The organism is Delftia sp. DLF01 (genome assembly GCF_014852125.1).
In the GTDB taxonomy this organism is placed as follows: Bacteria; Pseudomonadota; Gammaproteobacteria; order Burkholderiales; family Burkholderiaceae_C; genus Comamonas; species Comamonas acidovorans.
The window spans coordinates 61644-78309 of record NZ_JACVAZ010000001.1 but is presented as its reverse complement, the minus strand read 5'-3'; the positions used below and the strand labels follow the sequence as shown (position 1 = coordinate 78309).

The 16666-nt window shown below is 65.4% G+C and carries 12 protein-coding genes; all 12 read right to left on the bottom strand.

All coding sequences use genetic code 11. The features are described from left to right. Positions 1–57 precede the first annotated feature (57 nt). The 12 genes from aspS to IB269_RS00285 all read right to left on the bottom strand — a co-directional run bounded on the left by aspS (position 58) and on the right by IB269_RS00285 (position 16604). Positions 58–1860 carry an aspartate--tRNA ligase gene (aspS, locus tag IB269_RS00340; protein ID WP_013800843.1) on the bottom strand — a complete coding sequence of 601 codons (1803 nt, stop codon included), beginning with the start codon at positions 1858–1860 and terminating at the stop codon, positions 58–60. Between the two features lie 41 nt (positions 1861–1901). Next, a complete protein-coding gene (locus IB269_RS00335) occupies positions 1902–2525 on the bottom strand; it encodes a DUF502 domain-containing protein (RefSeq protein ID WP_012207252.1) in 624 nt (207 codons plus the stop codon). Positions 2526–2543: 18 nt separating this feature from the next. Then, complete coding sequence (locus IB269_RS00330) at positions 2544–2861, bottom strand: FmdB family zinc ribbon protein (RefSeq protein WP_012207253.1); 318 nt, start codon at positions 2859–2861, stop codon at positions 2544–2546. Positions 2862–3080: 219 nt separating this feature from the next. Then, entirely contained in the window at positions 3081–5765 is a 2685-nt protein-coding gene (locus IB269_RS00325) for a DUF11 domain-containing protein (RefSeq protein WP_225613925.1), read from the bottom strand. A 177-nt stretch (positions 5766–5942) separates the two neighbouring features. Continuing rightward, positions 5943–7391, bottom strand: coding sequence for a sodium:solute symporter family protein (locus IB269_RS00320; protein ID WP_192366161.1), 1449 nt, complete (start codon positions 7389–7391; stop codon positions 5943–5945). A gap of 58 nt (positions 7392–7449) precedes the next feature. Continuing rightward, entirely contained in the window at positions 7450–9015 is a 1566-nt protein-coding gene (gene ubiB / locus IB269_RS00315; RefSeq protein ID WP_013800840.1) for a ubiquinone biosynthesis regulatory protein kinase UbiB, read from the bottom strand. Continuing rightward, complete coding sequence (locus IB269_RS00310; RefSeq protein ID WP_065345757.1) at positions 9012–9650, bottom strand: SCP2 domain-containing protein; 639 nt, start codon at positions 9648–9650, stop codon at positions 9012–9014. The genes ubiB and IB269_RS00310 overlap by 4 nt, the downstream gene beginning before the upstream one ends. Positions 9651–9772: 122 nt before the next feature. After that, entirely contained in the window at positions 9773–10789 is a 1017-nt protein-coding gene (locus IB269_RS00305) for a Tim44 domain-containing protein (protein WP_012207258.1), read from the bottom strand. 53 nt (positions 10790–10842) lie between these two features. Next, positions 10843–11574 (bottom strand): bifunctional demethylmenaquinone methyltransferase/2-methoxy-6-polyprenyl-1,4-benzoquinol methylase UbiE, encoded by a 732-nt coding sequence (gene ubiE, locus IB269_RS00300; RefSeq protein ID WP_013800838.1) that lies wholly within the window; start codon positions 11572–11574, stop codon positions 10843–10845. Between the two features lie 227 nt (positions 11575–11801). Continuing rightward, a complete protein-coding gene (locus IB269_RS00295; protein ID WP_013800837.1) occupies positions 11802–12224 on the bottom strand; it encodes a gamma-butyrobetaine hydroxylase-like domain-containing protein in 423 nt (140 codons plus the stop codon). Positions 12225–12234: 10 nt separating this feature from the next. After that, the gene (locus IB269_RS00290; RefSeq protein WP_192366159.1) at positions 12235–12690 is read right to left on the bottom strand and encodes an HIT family protein; all 456 of its coding nucleotides are present in this window, start codon (positions 12688–12690) and stop codon (positions 12235–12237) included. Beyond that, positions 12690–16604 carry a DUF3683 domain-containing protein gene (locus IB269_RS00285; protein ID WP_123690480.1) on the bottom strand — a complete coding sequence of 1305 codons (3915 nt, stop codon included), beginning with the start codon at positions 16602–16604 and terminating at the stop codon, positions 12690–12692. Before IB269_RS00285 ends, IB269_RS00290 begins: the two co-directional genes overlap by 1 nt. Between the last annotated feature and the right edge of the window lie 62 nt (positions 16605–16666).

Below are 16666 nucleotides of genomic sequence, written 5' to 3'. Positions count from 1 at the left end.
AAACGGCAGAAGCTGTGCCAGCTTCTGCCGTCCGTATCAAGCCGCCAGGCCCGGTCCTCAGCCCTGGGTGGCCGCCAGCGGGTTGCGCAGGCGGATGTGCAGCTCGCGCAGCTGCTTTTCGTCCACGGGCGAAGGTGCCTGCGTCAGCAGGTCCTGGGCGCGCTGGGTCTTGGGGAAGGCGATCACGTCACGGATGGAGTCGGCACCCGTCATCAGCGTGATCAGGCGGTCCAGGCCGAAGGCCAGGCCACCGTGCGGGGGCGCGCCGTACTGCAGCGCGTCCAGCAGGTAGCCGAACTTGGCGCGAGCGTCTTCGGGCGAGATCTTGAGCGCGTCAAACACCTTGCTCTGCACGTCGGCGCGGTGGATACGCACCGAGCCGCCGCCCAGCTCCCAGCCGTTCAGGACCATGTCGTAGGCCTTGGCCAGGCAGTTGGCCGGGTCGGTGACCATGAGTTCCTCGTGGCCGTCCTTGGGCGAGGTGAAGGGATGGTGCACGGCCGCCCAGCGGTCGTTTTCCTCGTCGTGCTCGAACATGGGGAAGTCCACCACCCACAGCGGCGCCCAGCGGTTCTCGAACAGGCCGTTGGCCTTGCCGAATTCGCTGTGACCCACCTTCAGGCGCAGCGCGCCGATGGAGTCGTTGACGATCTTTTCCTTGTCGGCGCCGAAGAAGATGAGGTCGCCGTCCTGTGCGCCCGTGCGCTTGAGGATCTCGGCAATGGCCGCGTCATGCAGGTTCTTGACGATGGGAGACTGCAGGCCATCGCGGCCCTTGGCCACTTCGTTGACCTTGATCCAGGCCAGGCCCTTGGCGCCGTAGATCTTGACGAATTCGGTGTACTGGTCGATCTCGCCGCGCGAGATCTGCGAGCCGCCGGGCACGCGCAGCGCGACCACGCGGCCGCCCTTGGTCGTGGCGGGGGTGGAGAACACCTTGAAGTCCACGTCCTTCATGACTTCGGTCAGTTCGGTGAACTCGAGCTTGACGCGCAGGTCAGGCTTGTCCGAGCCGAAGCGGAAGGCCGCATCCTGGTACGTCATCATCGGGAACTCGCCCAGATCCACGTCCAGCTGGGTCTTGAAGACCTCGGTGATCATGCGCTGGAAGATGGCGCGGATTTCCTCTTCGTCCAGGAACGAGGTCTCGCAGTCGATCTGCGTGAACTCGGGCTGGCGGTCGGCGCGCAGGTCTTCGTCGCGGAAGCACTTGGTGATCTGGTAGTAGCGGTCGTAGCCGGCCACCATCAGCATCTGCTTGTACAGCTGGGGCGACTGCGGCAGGGCGAAGAACTCGCCATCGTGCACGCGGCTGGGCACCAGGTAGTCGCGCGCGCCTTCGGGCGTGCTCTTGCCCAGCATGGGCGTTTCGATGTCGATGAAGCCTTCCTTGTCCAGGAAGTTGCGCACCTGGATGGCCGTGCGGTAGCGCAGCATCATGTTGCGCTGCATGTAGGGGCGGCGCAGGTCCAGCACGCGGTTGGTCAGGCGCACGGTCTCGGACAGGTTCTCGTCGTCCAGCTGGAACGGGGGCGTGACCGAGGCGTTGAGCACGTTCAGCTCGTGGCACAGCACTTCGATCTGGCCGCTCTTGAGCTTGTCGTTGGTCGTGCCTTCGGGACGTGCGCGCACCAGGCCCTTGACCTGCACGCAGAACTCGTTGCGCAGGCCTTCGGCGGTCTTGAACATCTCGGCACGGTCGGGGTCGCAGACCACCTGCACATAGCCTTCGCGGTCGCGCAGGTCGATGAAGATCACGCCGCCATGGTCGCGGCGACGGTTCACCCAGCCGCACAGGGTAACGGTTTCGCCCATCAGGGCTTCGGTCACTAGACCGCAGTAATGGGAGCGCATGGCCATGATGAAAAGCTTCCTGCGCCCGGGACGGGCGCGACAGTTTGTTATTTGGATTCCGCGGGCAGTGTGAGATCCGGAGGAGTCACCACGCCCATCGAAACAATGTACTTGAGCGCGGCATCCACGCTCATTTCCAGCTCGATGCAATCGCTCTTGCGAACGATGACGAAATAGCCGCCCGTCGGGTTCGGCGTTGTCGGCACGAAGACGCTCAGGTATTCGTCACGCAGATAGGCGGCGACCTCTCCGCTGGGCGAGCCGGTGACGAAGGCCACGGTCCAGACGCCTTCGCGCGGCCACTGCACCAGCACGGCGGTGCGAAACGCATTGCCACTGTCCGAGAAGACGGTGTCGGACACCTGCTTGACGCTGGAATAGATGGAGCGCACCACGGGAATGCGGCTGACCACCGCATCGCCCCAGGAGACAAGCTTGCGGCCGATGAAGTTGCTGGCCGCAGCGCCAACCACCAGCAGGATCAGCAGCGTGAGCACCACGCCGAAGCCGGGAATGTGGAAACCCAGCAGCCGGTCCGGATGCCAAGCCTCGGGCAGGATGGCCAGCGTCTGGTCCAGCGTGCCGATGATCCAGTTGAGCACGCCCAGCGTGATCACCAGAGGAACAATCACCAGCAGGCCGGCGAACAGCCATTTGCGCAGAGCGGACATGAGAAATGCAAGCCTTGATTAATGGCCCGTGGAGGGTGCGGGAGCGGATGCGGGGGCCGCAGCAGGCGCAGGCGCAGTTGTCGCAGGTGCGGCAGATGTATCCGAGGCCTGGGTGTCTGCCGCTGGAGCCGGCGTGGCGGCGCTCTTGCTGCCGCTGTTCTTGAAGTCGGTCGCGTACCAGCCCGAGCCCTTGAGCTGGAAGCCGGCAGCCGTCAGCTGCTTGGAAAAGGCCTCGGCACCACAGGCCGGGCAGGTCGTCAGCGGAGCATCCGAGATTTTCCGCAGCACGTCCTTGGCATGACCGCAGGAGCCACACTTGTATGCATAAATAGGCATGGCGCTAATGCTTATACGAGAGAAGATGCAAAACTTTCGATTATAGGCATCCGCCCGATACTGCGGCTGCCTTGCCCCCAAAGGCCCAGGCCGGAGAGCCGCAGGCCCCATGCATCAGTCGGTAGCTGATGGCCCGAAATGCAAAATGCCAGTCGCGCGGACTGGCATTCCATCAGGGCGGTGCCGGCCCCGCTGCCGGGGCGCCTGCCGCGTCCATGTTCAGCGCCGTGCCCGGCGCCGCTGCATCCCCATACCGGCCAGCATGACGGCAAGGCCCATCAGCACCAGGGCAGGCACCCCGGTGGCGGGGACCGGCTCCGGCGTCAATGCGGCAGCAACCACCAACTCCTGGTCACGCGAATTGTTGGCCGGCTCCGGGTCCGTGGTTCCACTGACCGCCGTCACGGTGGCTGTCAGGCTGCCCTGCGTGGTGGGCGTGAAGCTCACCGTGCAGGAAATGCTGGCACCCGAGGCCAGCGGTGCGCCAGTCGGCACCGCAGGCGTGCATGAGGTGCTGGCACCTGCCGGCAGCCCTGCGATGGAGCAATTGGCAAAGGCTGCCGCATTGGGGCCGGCGTTCGTGCAGACGAAAGATCCCTTCACGGGAACACCCACGTTGGCGGTGGCCGGCAGCGTGACGCTGGTGGCCTGCATATCGGCCCGCTCCACGGGGTTGAAGGGGTGGGCCTTGGTGTTGTTGGCCGGCACCGGATCCACCGTGCTGCTGCTCGCCGTCACCAAGGCCGCGATGGTGCCCGTTGTGGTGGGCGTGAACTGCACTGTGCAGGCAATGCTGCCGCCCGATGCCAATGGCGAGGCCGTGGGCACGCCGGGCGTGCAGGACGTGGTCGCCCCGGCTGGCAGGCCGGAGATCACGCACGAGGCCGCCGTGGCCGCACTGGGGCCGGCATTGGTGCAGCTGAAACTGCCGGAGACCGGCGCGCCCACCGTCATGGTCAGGGGAAGCGTGATGGAGGTGGCCTGCATGTCGGCACGCTCCCCAGGGCTGTAGGGGCGCAAGATGGTGTTGTTGGCAGGCACCGGGTCCGGCGTGCCGCTGCTGGCGGAGACCAGGGCCGTGAATGCCCCGCCCGCTGTGGGCGTGAAGCCCACCGTGCAGTCAATGCGGGCGCCCGAGGCCAGCGGCGATCCTGTAGGTACAGCGGGAGTGCAGGACACTGAAGCGCCTGCGGGCAGACCTGAAATGGCGCACGAGGCTGCCGCCGCAGGGCTGGGCCCCGCGTTGGTGCAACTGAAGCTGCCGGATGCCGGCGTGCCCACAGCCATGGAGGCCGGCAGGGTCAGCTCCGTGGCCCTCATGTCCGCCGACTCCCCTGGGTTGTAGGGGAAGGACATCGTATTGTTGCTTGGCACCAGATCTGTCGTTGCACTGCCGGCCGTCACCAGTGCCGTGATGGCGCCCGTGACAGCAGGCGTGAAGCCTACCGTGCAGGCGATGCTGTCGCCTGCGGCCAGCGGCGATCCTGTAGGAACAGCGGGAGTGCAGGACACGGAAGCGCCTGCCGGCAGACCTGAAATGGCACACGATGCTGCCGCCGCAGGGCTGGGTCCCGCATTGGTGCAGCTGAAGCTGCCGGATACCGGTGCCCCCACCGTCATGGACGGCGGAAGATCGACGCTGGTGGCCTGCATGTCGGCCGCTGGCGCAACCGCCAGCACAGCCAGTGTGGCCGGCTGGTTCAGGCCAATAAGACTGAGGTTGGAAGGACCGTTGGTGAAGCTGCCTGTCGCGGTCGGACGCACGTCGAGGCTCACCTCGCAGAAGGCGGCGCCCTGGGCCAGGTCTCCGTTGGACACGGTCACGGTGCTGCCGCCTGCTGCCGCCTGCACGGTCGTGCCGGGGCAGGTGGTGCTGGCATTGCCCTCGACGACCAGTCCTGCAGGCAGGTTGTCGGTAAACGACCAGCCTCGCTTGCGCAGCAGATCGGTCGTATTGGTGATGGTCATGGTCAGCCGGGAGACCTGGCCGAGGTGGATGCTGGCAGGCGAGAAGGCCTTGTCCAGCTGCGGCGTGACATCGATGATCTGCGCGTTGTCGATCGACGAATCGTTGCCCATGGAGCTGGTCTGGTCGTTGTGCAGAACAAACCCGACAGAGGCTCCGCTGAAGAGCAGGGCTCCGGGAGAGGTCACTGTCTGGGCCCTGGCCGTTTGTATGATCCCAATACCGATAGGCATCGTATTGAACGACACACCATCCACGCATGGATCGACAGCGTTCATGGAGATGGGCAGTTCCGCATTAGCGTCATTGACAAGAGAAAAACGCAGCAACGGAGCGACGAATCCTGACGAGCAGAAGTTCGCCACCACATCGGCACGGGCCGTGAGGAATCTGCTGCCGGAACTTTGCGGAATATTGGCCTTGGTGCGAAAGGCAATTGCGCCAGCAGGAAAGGTCCCATTCGCTGTAAGCATCGCCATGACGTGATTTTTGACCGCATCCGCCGCACTCTGGCCCTGATAGCGCCCTGCGACCTCCGCCATCTGCTGCAGGGCGTTCCAATTGCCTTGGGAACCGCAGGCCGCACTCATCGTCGCCGAAGTTGGATCCTGGTTGAAGGACGTGACTATGCCATTGCACTGGTTGGCGCTCATCCGGTACAGGGGGTCGGCGGTATACATCTGCCCCGCAGGGTCCGCGCCCTGGTAGACCAGCAGATCCCGCCCCTCCGTGGTGATGGGGGGTGTCTGCGGGTTTTCGAAGTCCTCGCTCCAGACAATGACCGGCGCGACCGGGATCCTCGGCGCAGCCATTGCCACCTGGCCGCACAGGGCTGGCACAAGCAAGGCGCCTCCAAGCCAACTCCATCGGAACCGGACGCCAGCGACAGGCCGCAGCTTCAGCCGGCGAGCCCTCGCAATCAGTTTGAGTGTTTTCATGACGGTGCTTCCTCCCAAGCGTTTGCTATTCGGAGGTCCGCCGTACTGTCACGACCTGTGCTTCACACCACCCAAGTCAGCATTCCGGGACCTCCACAATCCCAGCCGCCGACTATATAGTTAATAACTATTGATGATTGTCATCAATTGTTTTCGCAAATAACGAGGCAGCTGCGCTTACCTTTCGGGGCTGAATTCAAGAATGTCTGCGCTGCGATTGGCCAGCCACTGCGGTGCCAGTGACCCGGCCACCATCCCCGTCACAGCCGCCAGCAGGCCCGCCAATTGCTGCGGAAATGCCTCGTGCAAAGCAGGAGTGGTCATGAAGACCACCCACACGCCAATGCCCAGTGCCACGGCGCAAATGGCGCCCTGCGTGGTGGCGCGCTTCCAGTACAGCCCGAAGACCAGCGGCACGAAGGCGCCGACCAGCGGCACCTGGTAGGCGCTGGAGACCAGCTCATAGATGGGCGTTCCTTCCATCTTGATCGAGTAGGCCAGCACGCAGATGCTGAAGACGAGCACGCTGATGCGCATGGCCAGCAGCATTTCCCGGTCGCTGGCCTGGGTGCGGAACTGGCGCCAGATGTTCTCGGTGAAGGTCACGCTGGGCGCCAGCAACGTGGCCGAGGCACAGGACTTGATGGCCGACAGCAGCGCGCCGAAGAACAGCACCTGCATGACGAAGGGCATCTTGTCCATGACCAGGGTGGGCAGCACCTTCTGCGGGTCCTGCTTGAGCAGTTCCACTGCCTCCTGCGGCATGATGATCAGCGCGCTGGCCACGAGGAACATGGGTACGAAGGCGAAGCAGATATAGGCCGAGCCACCGATGACGGTGCCGCGCGTGGCGGCCTTCTCGCTGTGGGCCGACATCACGCGCTGGAACACGTCCTGCTGGGGAATGGAGCCCAGCATCATGGTGATGGCCGCGCCAAAGAAGAAGAGGATTTCATGCCAGCTGGGCTCGGGCCAGAACTGGAACAGATCGCGGCTCACGGCCAGGTCGATGACCTTGCCGGCACCGCCAGCCATGTCGCTGGCAAACCAGGCCAGCACCACCAGGCCGACGACCAGGATGATCATCTGCAGGAAGTCCGTCACCGCCACCGACCACATGCCGCCGAACAGCGTATAGGCCAGGATGGACACCACGCCGATGGCCATGCCCACGGGAATGCTGACCGTGCCGCCCGACAGCAGGTTGAACACCAGGCCCAGGGCCGTGACCTGGGCCGAGACCCAGCCCAGGTAGCTGAGCATGATGATCAGCGAGCAGACGATCTCGATGGACCGGCCATAGCGGTGGCGGTAGTAGTCGCTGATGGTCAGCAGCGTCATGCGGTACAGCTTGCCCGCGAAGAACAGGCCCACCAGGATCAGGCACATGCCCGCGCCGAACGGGTCTTCGACCACGCCGCGCAGTCCGCCCTCGATGAACTTGGCGGGCACGCCGAGCACGATCTCCGAGCCGAACCACGTGGCAAACGTGGTGGTGATGATCATGTACATGGGCAGATGGCGCCCGGCAATTGCGAAGTCGGCCGTGTTCTTGACCCGCCTGGCCGCCCACAGGCCGATGGCGATGGTCACGAACAGGTAGGCGATCACCATAGAGAGCAGCACGCTGGCACTCCTGTTTCAAAGTGGGAAAAGGGAGAGGTCCGGAAACCCGTCAGTGTTCTCAGTACCAGCGCAGCCGCACCACCAGTTGCAGCAGGATCAGCGCGATGACAAAGCCGATGCCGGCGCTGACGATGGCCTGCAACAGGCGGTTGGTGAGCTTTTGCTGCTGCAGCAGCTCCTTGAGCAGTTCGTCGTGCTCGCCGGAGTTGCGCGTGAGCCGGCGATGGATCAGGCGCGGCAGCTCGGGAATGAGCTTGGCATAGCGCGGCGCCTCGGCCAGCAGCTCGCGCCACAGCCGTTGCGGGCCCATCTGGTCCAGCATCCATTTTTCGAGGAAGGGCTTGGCCGTGCTCCACAGGTCCAGATTGGGGTCCAGCTGGCGCCCCAGGCCTTCGATGTTGAGCAGCGTCTTTTGCAGCAGCACCAGCTGCGGCTGGATCTCGACTTGAAAGCGGCGCGAGGTCTGGAACAGGCGCATCAGCACCATGCCCAGCGAAATCTCGGCCAGCGGACGGTCGAAGTACGGCTCGCAGACGGCGCGGATGGCGGCCTCCAGTTCGTCCACGCGCGTGCTCGGCGGCACCCAGCCGCTTTCGATGTGCAGCTCGGCCACGCGCTTGTAGTCACGGCGGAAGAACGCCGTGAAGTTCTGCGCCAGGTATTCCTTGTCGTACTCGGTCAGCGTGCCGACGATGCCGAAGTCCAGCGAGATGTAGCGCCCGAAGGTCTCGGGCTCCAGGCTGACCATGATGTTGCCCGGGTGCATGTCGGCGTGAAAGAAGCCATCGCGAAAGACCTGGGTGAAGAAGATGGTCACGCCGTCGCGTGCCAGCTTGGGGATGTCCACGCCGGCTTCGCGCAGGCGCTCGACCTGGCTGATGGGCACGCCGGTCATGCGCTGCATGACCATCACGTCGTTGCGGCAGAAATCCCAGTACACCTCGGGGATCAGCACCAGGTCCAGCCCTTCCATGTTGCGGCGCAGCTGCGCGGCGTTGGAGGCTTCGCGGATCAGGTCCAGCTCATCGTGCAGGTAGTTGTCGAACTCGGCCACGACCTGGCGGGGCTTGAGGCGCTTGCCGTCGGCCGACAGGCGCTCGACCCAGCGCGCCATCATGTGCATCAGCGCCAGGTCCTTGTCGATCACGGTCTTCATGCCCGGACGCAGCACCTTGACGGCCACGTCGCGCTGCACGCCGTTGCGGTCGCTGATCACGGCAAAGTGCACCTGGGCGATGGAGGCGCTGGCCACCGGCTCGCGCTCGAAGCTCACGAAGATCTGGTCCAGCTTCTTGCGGAAGGCGCGCTCGATGGTGTCCACCGCAATCTGCGAATCGAAGGGGGGCACGCGGTCCTGCAACCGGGCCAGCTCCTCGGCCACGTCGGGCGGCATCAGGTCGCTGCGCGTGGACAGCACCTGGCCAAACTTCACGAAGATGGGCCCCAGCTCCTCCAGGGCCTCGCGCAGGCGCTGGCCGCGCGGCTTGTCCAGCCGCCGGCCGAGCGTGAGCACCGCGCGTGCGCGGCGCATCCAGGGATGCTCGAAGCTCGACAGCACCAGTTCGTCGAGTCCGTAGCGGAACACCACCCAGAGGATGGTCAGCCCGCGAAGAAACCGGCTCATGGCTTGTCGTTCTCGAAACCGGGCAGGGATACCACGGGGGAACCAACGGGCGCGCTGGCGGGCGCTGCCGCACGTGCGGCCTCGGGGGCGGGGGCATCGGCATCGGGCTTGCCGGCCATGCGGGCGCCCACGAACTGGCGCAGTGCCTGGGCGGCGCTGCGCGCGACCTTGGCCACGGTGTGCGCGGGCGCATCGCCGATGATGCGGGCCAGGTCTTCCTCCACGTCCCATTCGACGTGGTCCACCAGCCAGTTGATGTCGGCGGCCAGTTGCACGTCGCCCTCGATGCGGATGGAGGGCTTGTCGCCGCGCAGGGCCACCTGGGCCAGGGCCAGCGGGGAGGTCTCGGTGACTTCAAGCAGCAGGTCGGGCTGCGCGCCTTCGGGCGCCACGTTGAACAGGCCGGCGGGCGTGATCTGCAGGGCCATGGAGTAGCCGCGCCACTGCACGCGCGCCACGCGGCCCTTTTGCCGCACGAGGCGCTCCATCGCCTCTTTCTCCTGCATCAGCACATGGTTGAGGAACAGCACGAGGCGCTGATGCACCTCGCTGACCAGCCATTGCGGCGGTTGCGGACCGGCCATCACGCGCTCCATGAGACCGTTCAGAAAAGAAAAAGGGGACTGTGTTGCCATAGTCCCCGATTATTCCCGAAGTGAGAGGATGCGGCCGACGCAAATCCGGTCGAGACAAGTGGCCAGCCCATGGCGTGACCCCCTGTCGCATCCCTGGCTTGCGCCGGTCCTCTGCAAATTACTTACTGCAGTGCCTGGACGCCGGCGACCAGCCAGCCGCTGCTGCCGCTCTTGGGCTTGGTCATGTTCCAGACCTCGCGGAAGGGCGTGGGGCCTGCCGAGGCGTCCTCGCGGATCATTCCCGAGAATTCCACGCTGGCCATGTAGTCATTGCCCAGATCCTCGATGCCCAGCAACTGGGCATCGATCATGACCACGTCGGTCTGGTTGGGCTGGCCAGGGCGCTGCACCTCACGCTCGCTGAGCTGGCCACGGATCTCGGTCAGCATCTCGTCGGTCATCATGGCGCGCAGCGAAGCGATGTCCGAGCGGTCCCATGCCGATTGCAGCGTGACGAAGTTGCGCTTGGCAGCCGTCAGGAAGCCTTCGGTATCGAAGCCTTCAGGCACACCCCAGTTCTGCGAGCCTGCCAGGGCAGAGCCGATCTGCACGCCGGAACCCGAGGCCAGGGCGGCCGGCTGGTGGTTCTGCTCCCAGGGACGGGCCGAGGCGTCGTTGCCGACCTTCTCGGGGTTGTACTGGCGTGCCAGCGGTGCGCTGTCCACGTTGCCACCCATGTTGCCCGCGCCCGCAGGGGCCGCGTTCTGGAAGGCGAAGGGGCTGGACGATGCCTGCTGCGCGCCGGCCGCTGCACGGCGCGAGCGCATGACCATGCCCACCACGACCATGATGACCAGGGCCAGCAGGGCGATCAGCAGGAACTGGCCGAAGGCGGCGCCCAGACCCAGCGAGTGGGCCAGCCATGCCAGACCCAGGCCGGCGGCCAGGCCGCCGAGCATGGCGCCCCAGGGCTTCTTGGCCGGAGCGGCTGCAGGCGGCGTGGCAGGCTTGCCCGCAGCGTTCTGTGTGGCGGCGTTCTGCGGCGGCGTGTTCTGCGCCGGCGCGCGCGTAGCTTCACGCTGCGTCACATTGCTCGACTGCTTGCCCACCGATCCGCCACCGCCCATGCGCTTGGCGTCGGCCGTGCCGTGGACCACCACCAGCATCGCGACCAAGACCATAGACCATAGCTTTTTCATGTCATCTCCTCGAATAATCGTGTTGCCGTCACCTCACCGAACGCCTCACGCGCTCAGCACTTGATTCCCACATGCAGGGCCGCAATGCCGCCCGTCATGTTGTGATAGTCCACATGGCCGAAGCCGCATTCCTGCATCAGGCGCTTGAGATCCTCCTGGCCGGGGTGCATGCGGATGGACTCGGCCAGATAGCGGTAGCTGGCATCATCGCCCGCCACGAGCTTGCCCATGGCCGGAAGAATCTTGAAGGAGTACCAGTCGTAGGCTTTCTCCAGGGGCTTGGCCACCTTGGAGAACTCCAGCACCAGCAGCTTGCCGCCGGGGCGCAGGACACGGTTCATTTCCTTGAGCGCCGCATCCTTGTGGGTCATGTTGCGCAGGCCGAAGGCCACGCTGACCAGATCGAAATGGTTGTCGGGAAACGGCAGGGCCTCGGCATCGCAGACCATGGTGGGCAGGATGACGCCCTTGTCGATCAGACGGTCGCGGCCCACGCGCAGCATGGCTTCGTTGATATCGGTGTGCACCACCTGGCCGGTGGAGCCGACCTTCTTGGCGAAGGCCAGGGCCAGATCGCCCGTGCCACCCGCGATGTCCAGCGCCTTGTCGCCTTCCTTGAGGTTGGCCACCATCACCGTATAGGCCTTCCAGGCACGGTGCAGACCACCCGACATCAGGTCGTTCATGACGTCGTAGCGCGAAGCGACCGAGTCGAACACGCCGCGCACGCGGCTGGCCTTCTCGCGCTCGTCCACCGACTGGAATCCGAAATGTGTGGTGCTCATAACAACGATGCTAAGCAAGCAGTAGTAATGCGTACAGCGACAACCCCGTGTGGCCACGGGCTTTGCCGGGCAAGGGTTATCAAGAACAAACAGCTTGAAACGCCTTCAAACAAAGACTTTCAAGCTATTTTAAATATAGCACCACCCCCAATAACCCTGTGCCGTACAGAGGTCCGGAATGTGGTGCGAGGGGAACGGCGCCATACAGCGCGCACCCGTGCGCGGCGTCAGTGGCTGCCGCAGCCGTGTCCGCCGCCGCTGGCCTTGCCGGGCATGGGCGTGTCGCGGTCCATGCCGGACTCCTGCAGCCGGTCCAGGTACTGCGCCCAGAACTCGTCCTGGCGGCGGCCCAGTTCGTAGAGGTATTCCCAGGTGTACAGGCCGCTTTCATGCCCGTCGCTGAAGAAGGGCTTGATGGCATAGTTGCCCACGGGCTCGATGGCCGTGATGGACACCTCGCGCTTGCCCGTCTGCAGCACTTCCTGGCCCGGGCCATGGCCCTGGACTTCGGCCGAGGGCGAGTACACGCGCAGCAGCTCGAAGGGGATGCGAAAGCTTGCGCCGTCGGAGTAGGCGACTTCCAGCACGCGCGATGCGCCGTGCACGGTCAGGGCTTCGGGGGTTGGGGTGTCAGGGGTCAGGCCGGCCATGCGGTGCTCCTCATTCAGTGGCGGGGTGCTGCTGCCAGGCATCGAGTGCCTGGACCAGCGCCGTGTCTATGGCTGGCAAGTGCGCTGCCACCTCGGCCTCGCGCTCGCCATTGCGCGGGCGCTGGGCCGGAGCCCAGACCGCGCCCGGGAAATGGCTGTCCCAGTCAAAGCGCGCAATCACATGCCAGTGCAGGTGCGGCACCATGTTGCCCAGCGCCGCCAGGTTGATCTTGGCCGGCGCAAGGCGCTCACGCAAGACGCGCTCGACCACGACCACGGCATCCATGCAGTGCTGGCGGTCGGCGGCGTCCAGGTCGGAGAACTCGGCCGCATGCGCATTCCAGACCACGCGGTAGAAGGCCGGAAAGCCTTCTTCCTGCGCGCGGATCACTCGCAGGCGCCGGCCGCGCCAGATGGGCACGCCGCCTTCTGTGGCGCACAGGGGGCAGGAAGCGGGAGCAGCCATCAGACCAGCACCCGTTCGATGCCGCCGGCGTTGGCGCGCTGCACGTACTCGGCCATCCAGTTCTCGCCCAGGATCTGGCGCGCCATCTCGACCACGATGTAGTCGGCTTCCAGCAGGCCGTTGTTCATGTCGCCACCGTAGCGCGACAGGCCCTGCAGGCAGCTGGGGCAGCTGGTGAGGATCTTCACGTTGTCCTTCTCGGCCAGGGCGCCGCTGGCGCGCAGCGCGGCCTCGCCCTTCTTGAGTTCCTCTTCCTTGCGGAAGCGGATCTGCGTGGAGATGTCGGGGCGCGTGACGCCCAGCGTGCCCGATTCGCCGCAGCAGCGCTCACTCTTGACCACGCCCTCACCCACCAGCGCCTTGACGGTCTTCATCGGGTCCTGCAGCTTCATGGGCGAGTGGCAGGGGTCGTGGTAGAGGTAGCCCTCCTTGCCCTGCAGCGTCACGCCCTTTTCCAGCAGGTACTCGTGGATGTCGATGATGCGGCTGCCCGGGAAGATCTTGCCGAACTCGTAGCCCTGCAACTGGTCGTAGCAGGTGCCGCAGCTGACCACCACAGTCTTGATGTCCAGGTAGTTGAGCGTGGTGGCGACGCGGTGGAAGAGCACACGGTTGTCCGTGATCATCTTCTCGGCCTTGTCGAACTGGCCGCTGCCGCGCTGGGGATAGCCGCAGCACAGGTAGCCGGGTGGCAGCACGGTCTGCACGCCGGCATGCCAGAGCATGGCCTGGGTGGCCAGGCCCACCTGGCTGAACAGGCGCTCGGAGCCGCAGCCGGGGAAGTAGAACACCGCCTCGGTGTCCGCGCTCGTGGTCTGCGGGCTGCGGATGATGGGCACGTAGTCCTTGTCCTCGATGTCCAGCAGGGCGCGCGCCGTCTTGTTGGGCAGGCCGCCCGGCAGCTTCTTGTTGACGAAGTGGATCACCTGCTCCTTGAGAGGAGCGCGCCCCACCGAGGCGGGCGGACGCTGGGTCTGCTTCCTGGCCAGGCTGTGCAGCACGTCGGAGGCCAGGCGCTGGGCCTTGAAGCCCACGCCGACCATGGCCGAGCGCATGAACTTGATGGTGTCCGGATTGGTGGCGTTGAGCATGGCCATGGCCAGCTTGTTGCCGGGCCTGAAGCTCTTCTTGTCCATCTTGCGCAGCAGGTTGCGCATGTTCATGGTCACGTCGCCGAAGTCGATCTTGACCGGGCAGGGGTTGAAGCACTTGTGGCAGACCGTGCAGTGGTCCGACACGTCCTCGAACTCCTGCCAGTGGCGCAGCGACACGCCGCGGCGCGTCTGCTCCTCGTAGAGGAAGGCCTCGACCAGCAGCGAGGTCGCCAGGATCTTGTTGCGCGGGCTGTACAGCAGGTTGGCGCGCGGCACGTGGGTGGCGCACACGGGCTTGCACTTGCCGCAGCGCAGGCAGTCCTTGACCGAGTCGGCGATGGCGCCGATGTCGCTCTGCTGCATGATCAGCGACTCGTGCCCCATCAGGCCGAAGCTGGGCGTGTAGGCGTTGGTCAGGTCGGCGAACATCAGCGATTCGCGCGGCGAGCGGCCGTCATGGCTCTGGCCCACCACAGCCTGCAGCTTCTCGTTGCGGATCAGCTTGCCCTTGTTGAAGCGGCCTTCGGGGTCCACGCGCTGCTTGTAGGCGGCAAAGGGCGCCAGCTCGTCGTCGCTGAGGAACTCCAGCTTGGTGATGCCGATGCCGTGCTCGCCCGAGATCACGCCGTCCAGATGGCGTGCCAGCACCATGATGCGCGCCACGGCCTCATGGGCGGTCTGCAGCATCTCGTAGTCGTCGCTGTTGACCGGAATATTGGTGTGCACGTTGCCGTCGCCGGCGTGCATGTGCAGCGCCACCCAGACACGGCCCTTGAGCACGCGCTGGTGGATGGCGTTGACTTCGGCCAGCAGCGGCTGGAAGGCCGCGCCCGCGAAGATCTGGGCCATGGGCGCCTTCAGCTGGGTCTTCCAGCTGGCGCGCAGCGTGTGGTCCTGCAGCTGCGGGAAGAGGTTCTCGACATCGTCGAGCCAGCCCTGCCACAGCGTGCGCACGTCGGCCACCAGGGCCAGGGCCTGCTGCACGCGGTCCTCCAGCAGCTCGGCCGAGGGGATGTCGCCCGCATCGTCCTGCTTGCCCAGCGGCAGGTCGCCGTGCTGGAAGAAGTCCGTCAGCGCGTCGCACAGCTTGAGCTTGTTGCGCAGCGACAGTTCGATGTTGATGCGCTCGATGCCGTCCGTGTACTCCCACATGCGGGGCAGCGGGATCACCACGTCTTCATTGATCTTGAAGGCGTTGGTGTGACGCGAGATGGCGGCCGTGCGCTTGCGGTCCAGCCAGAATTTCTTGCGCGCCTCGGCGCTGACGGCCGTGAAGCCTTCGCCGTTGCGCGAGTTGGCAATGCGCACCACCTCGGCGGCCACGCGGGCCACATCGTCGGCGTTGTCGCCGGCAATGTCGCCCAGCAGCACCATCTTGGGCAGATGGCCGTTGCCCTTCTTGCTCTTGGTGGCGTAGCCCACGGCCTTCAGGTAGCGGTCGTCCAGGTGCTCCAGGCCGGCCAGCAGCACGCCCGAGCGCTTTTGCTCGGCGAACATGAAGTCCTTGATCTCGACGATGCTGGGCACGGCGTCCTTGGCGTTGCCGAAGAACTCCATGCAGACCGTGCGCGTGTGCTCGGGCATGCGGTGCACCACCCAGCGCGCGCTGGTGATCAGGCCGTCGCAGCCTTCCTTCTGGATGCCCGGCAGGCCCGACAGGAACTTGTCGGTCACGTCCTTGCCCAGGCCTTCCTTGCGGAATTTCTGGCCGGGAATGTCCAGCCGCTCGCTGCGGATGGGGGTCTTGCCGTCTGCCTCGAAGTACTGCAGCTCGAAGCTGGCCATCTCGGCGTCATGGATCTTGCCGAGGTTGTGGCCCACGCGCGTGACTTCCAGCCACTGCGCATCGGGCGTCACCATGCGCCAGGACACCAGGTTGTCCAGCGCCGTGCCCCAGAGCACGGCCTTCTTGCCGCCCGCATTCATGGCGACGTTGCCGCCGATGCACGAGGCCTCGGCCGATGTGGGGTCCACAGCGAAAACGAAGCCCGCGCGCTCGGCCGCATCGGCCACGCGCTGCGTGACCACGCCGGCTTCGGTGAAGATGGTGGGCACCTCGTGGTCCACGCCGGGAATGCGGCGCATCTCCACCTCGGTCATGGCTTCGAGCTTTTCGGTGTTGATCACCACGCTGCGCCAGGTCAGCGGGATCGCGCCGCCCGTGTAGCCCGTGCCGCCGCCGCGCGGAATGATGGTCAGGCGCAGCTCGATGCAGGCACGCACCAGGGCGGCCATCTCGGCTTCGGTATCGGGGGTGAGCACCACGAAGGGGTATTCGACGCGCCAGTCGGTGGCATCCGTCACATGGGCCACGCGCGACAGGCCGTCGAACTTGATGTTGTCCTTGGCCGTGTGGCGGCCCAGGCTTTTCTGCACCCGGCGGCGCAGTTGCTCGGCCTCGACGAAGGTGGCGTTGAACTCATGCACGGCGCGGCGCGCTGCATCCACCAGCTGGCCCACCAGCGCATCGCGCACGGGGTCCTGCTGCGGAGCACGGCGCTTGTCGATCTCGCCCAGGCGGTGCTCCAGGGCCTCCACCAGCGACTTGCGGCGGTCGGGACTGTGCAGCAGGTCGTCCTGCAGGTAGGGATTGCGCTGAACGACCCAGATGTCCCCCAGCACCTCGTAGAGCATGCGGGCGGAGCGGCCCGTGCGCCGCTCCTGGCGCAGCTGGTTGAGCACATCCCACATGGACGTGCCCAGCAGGCGGATCACGATCTCGCGATCGGAAAACGAGGTGTAGTTGTAGGGAATCTCTCGCAGACGTGCAGGTTCGGCAGCCTGTGCCTGCAGGGCTGCCAACGCAATCGGTACATTCATGGGGTAGACCGTGTCTGGCGCTCTCGGGGCGCCGCTAAGCCAAGTGGGAGCGCAATTTTAAG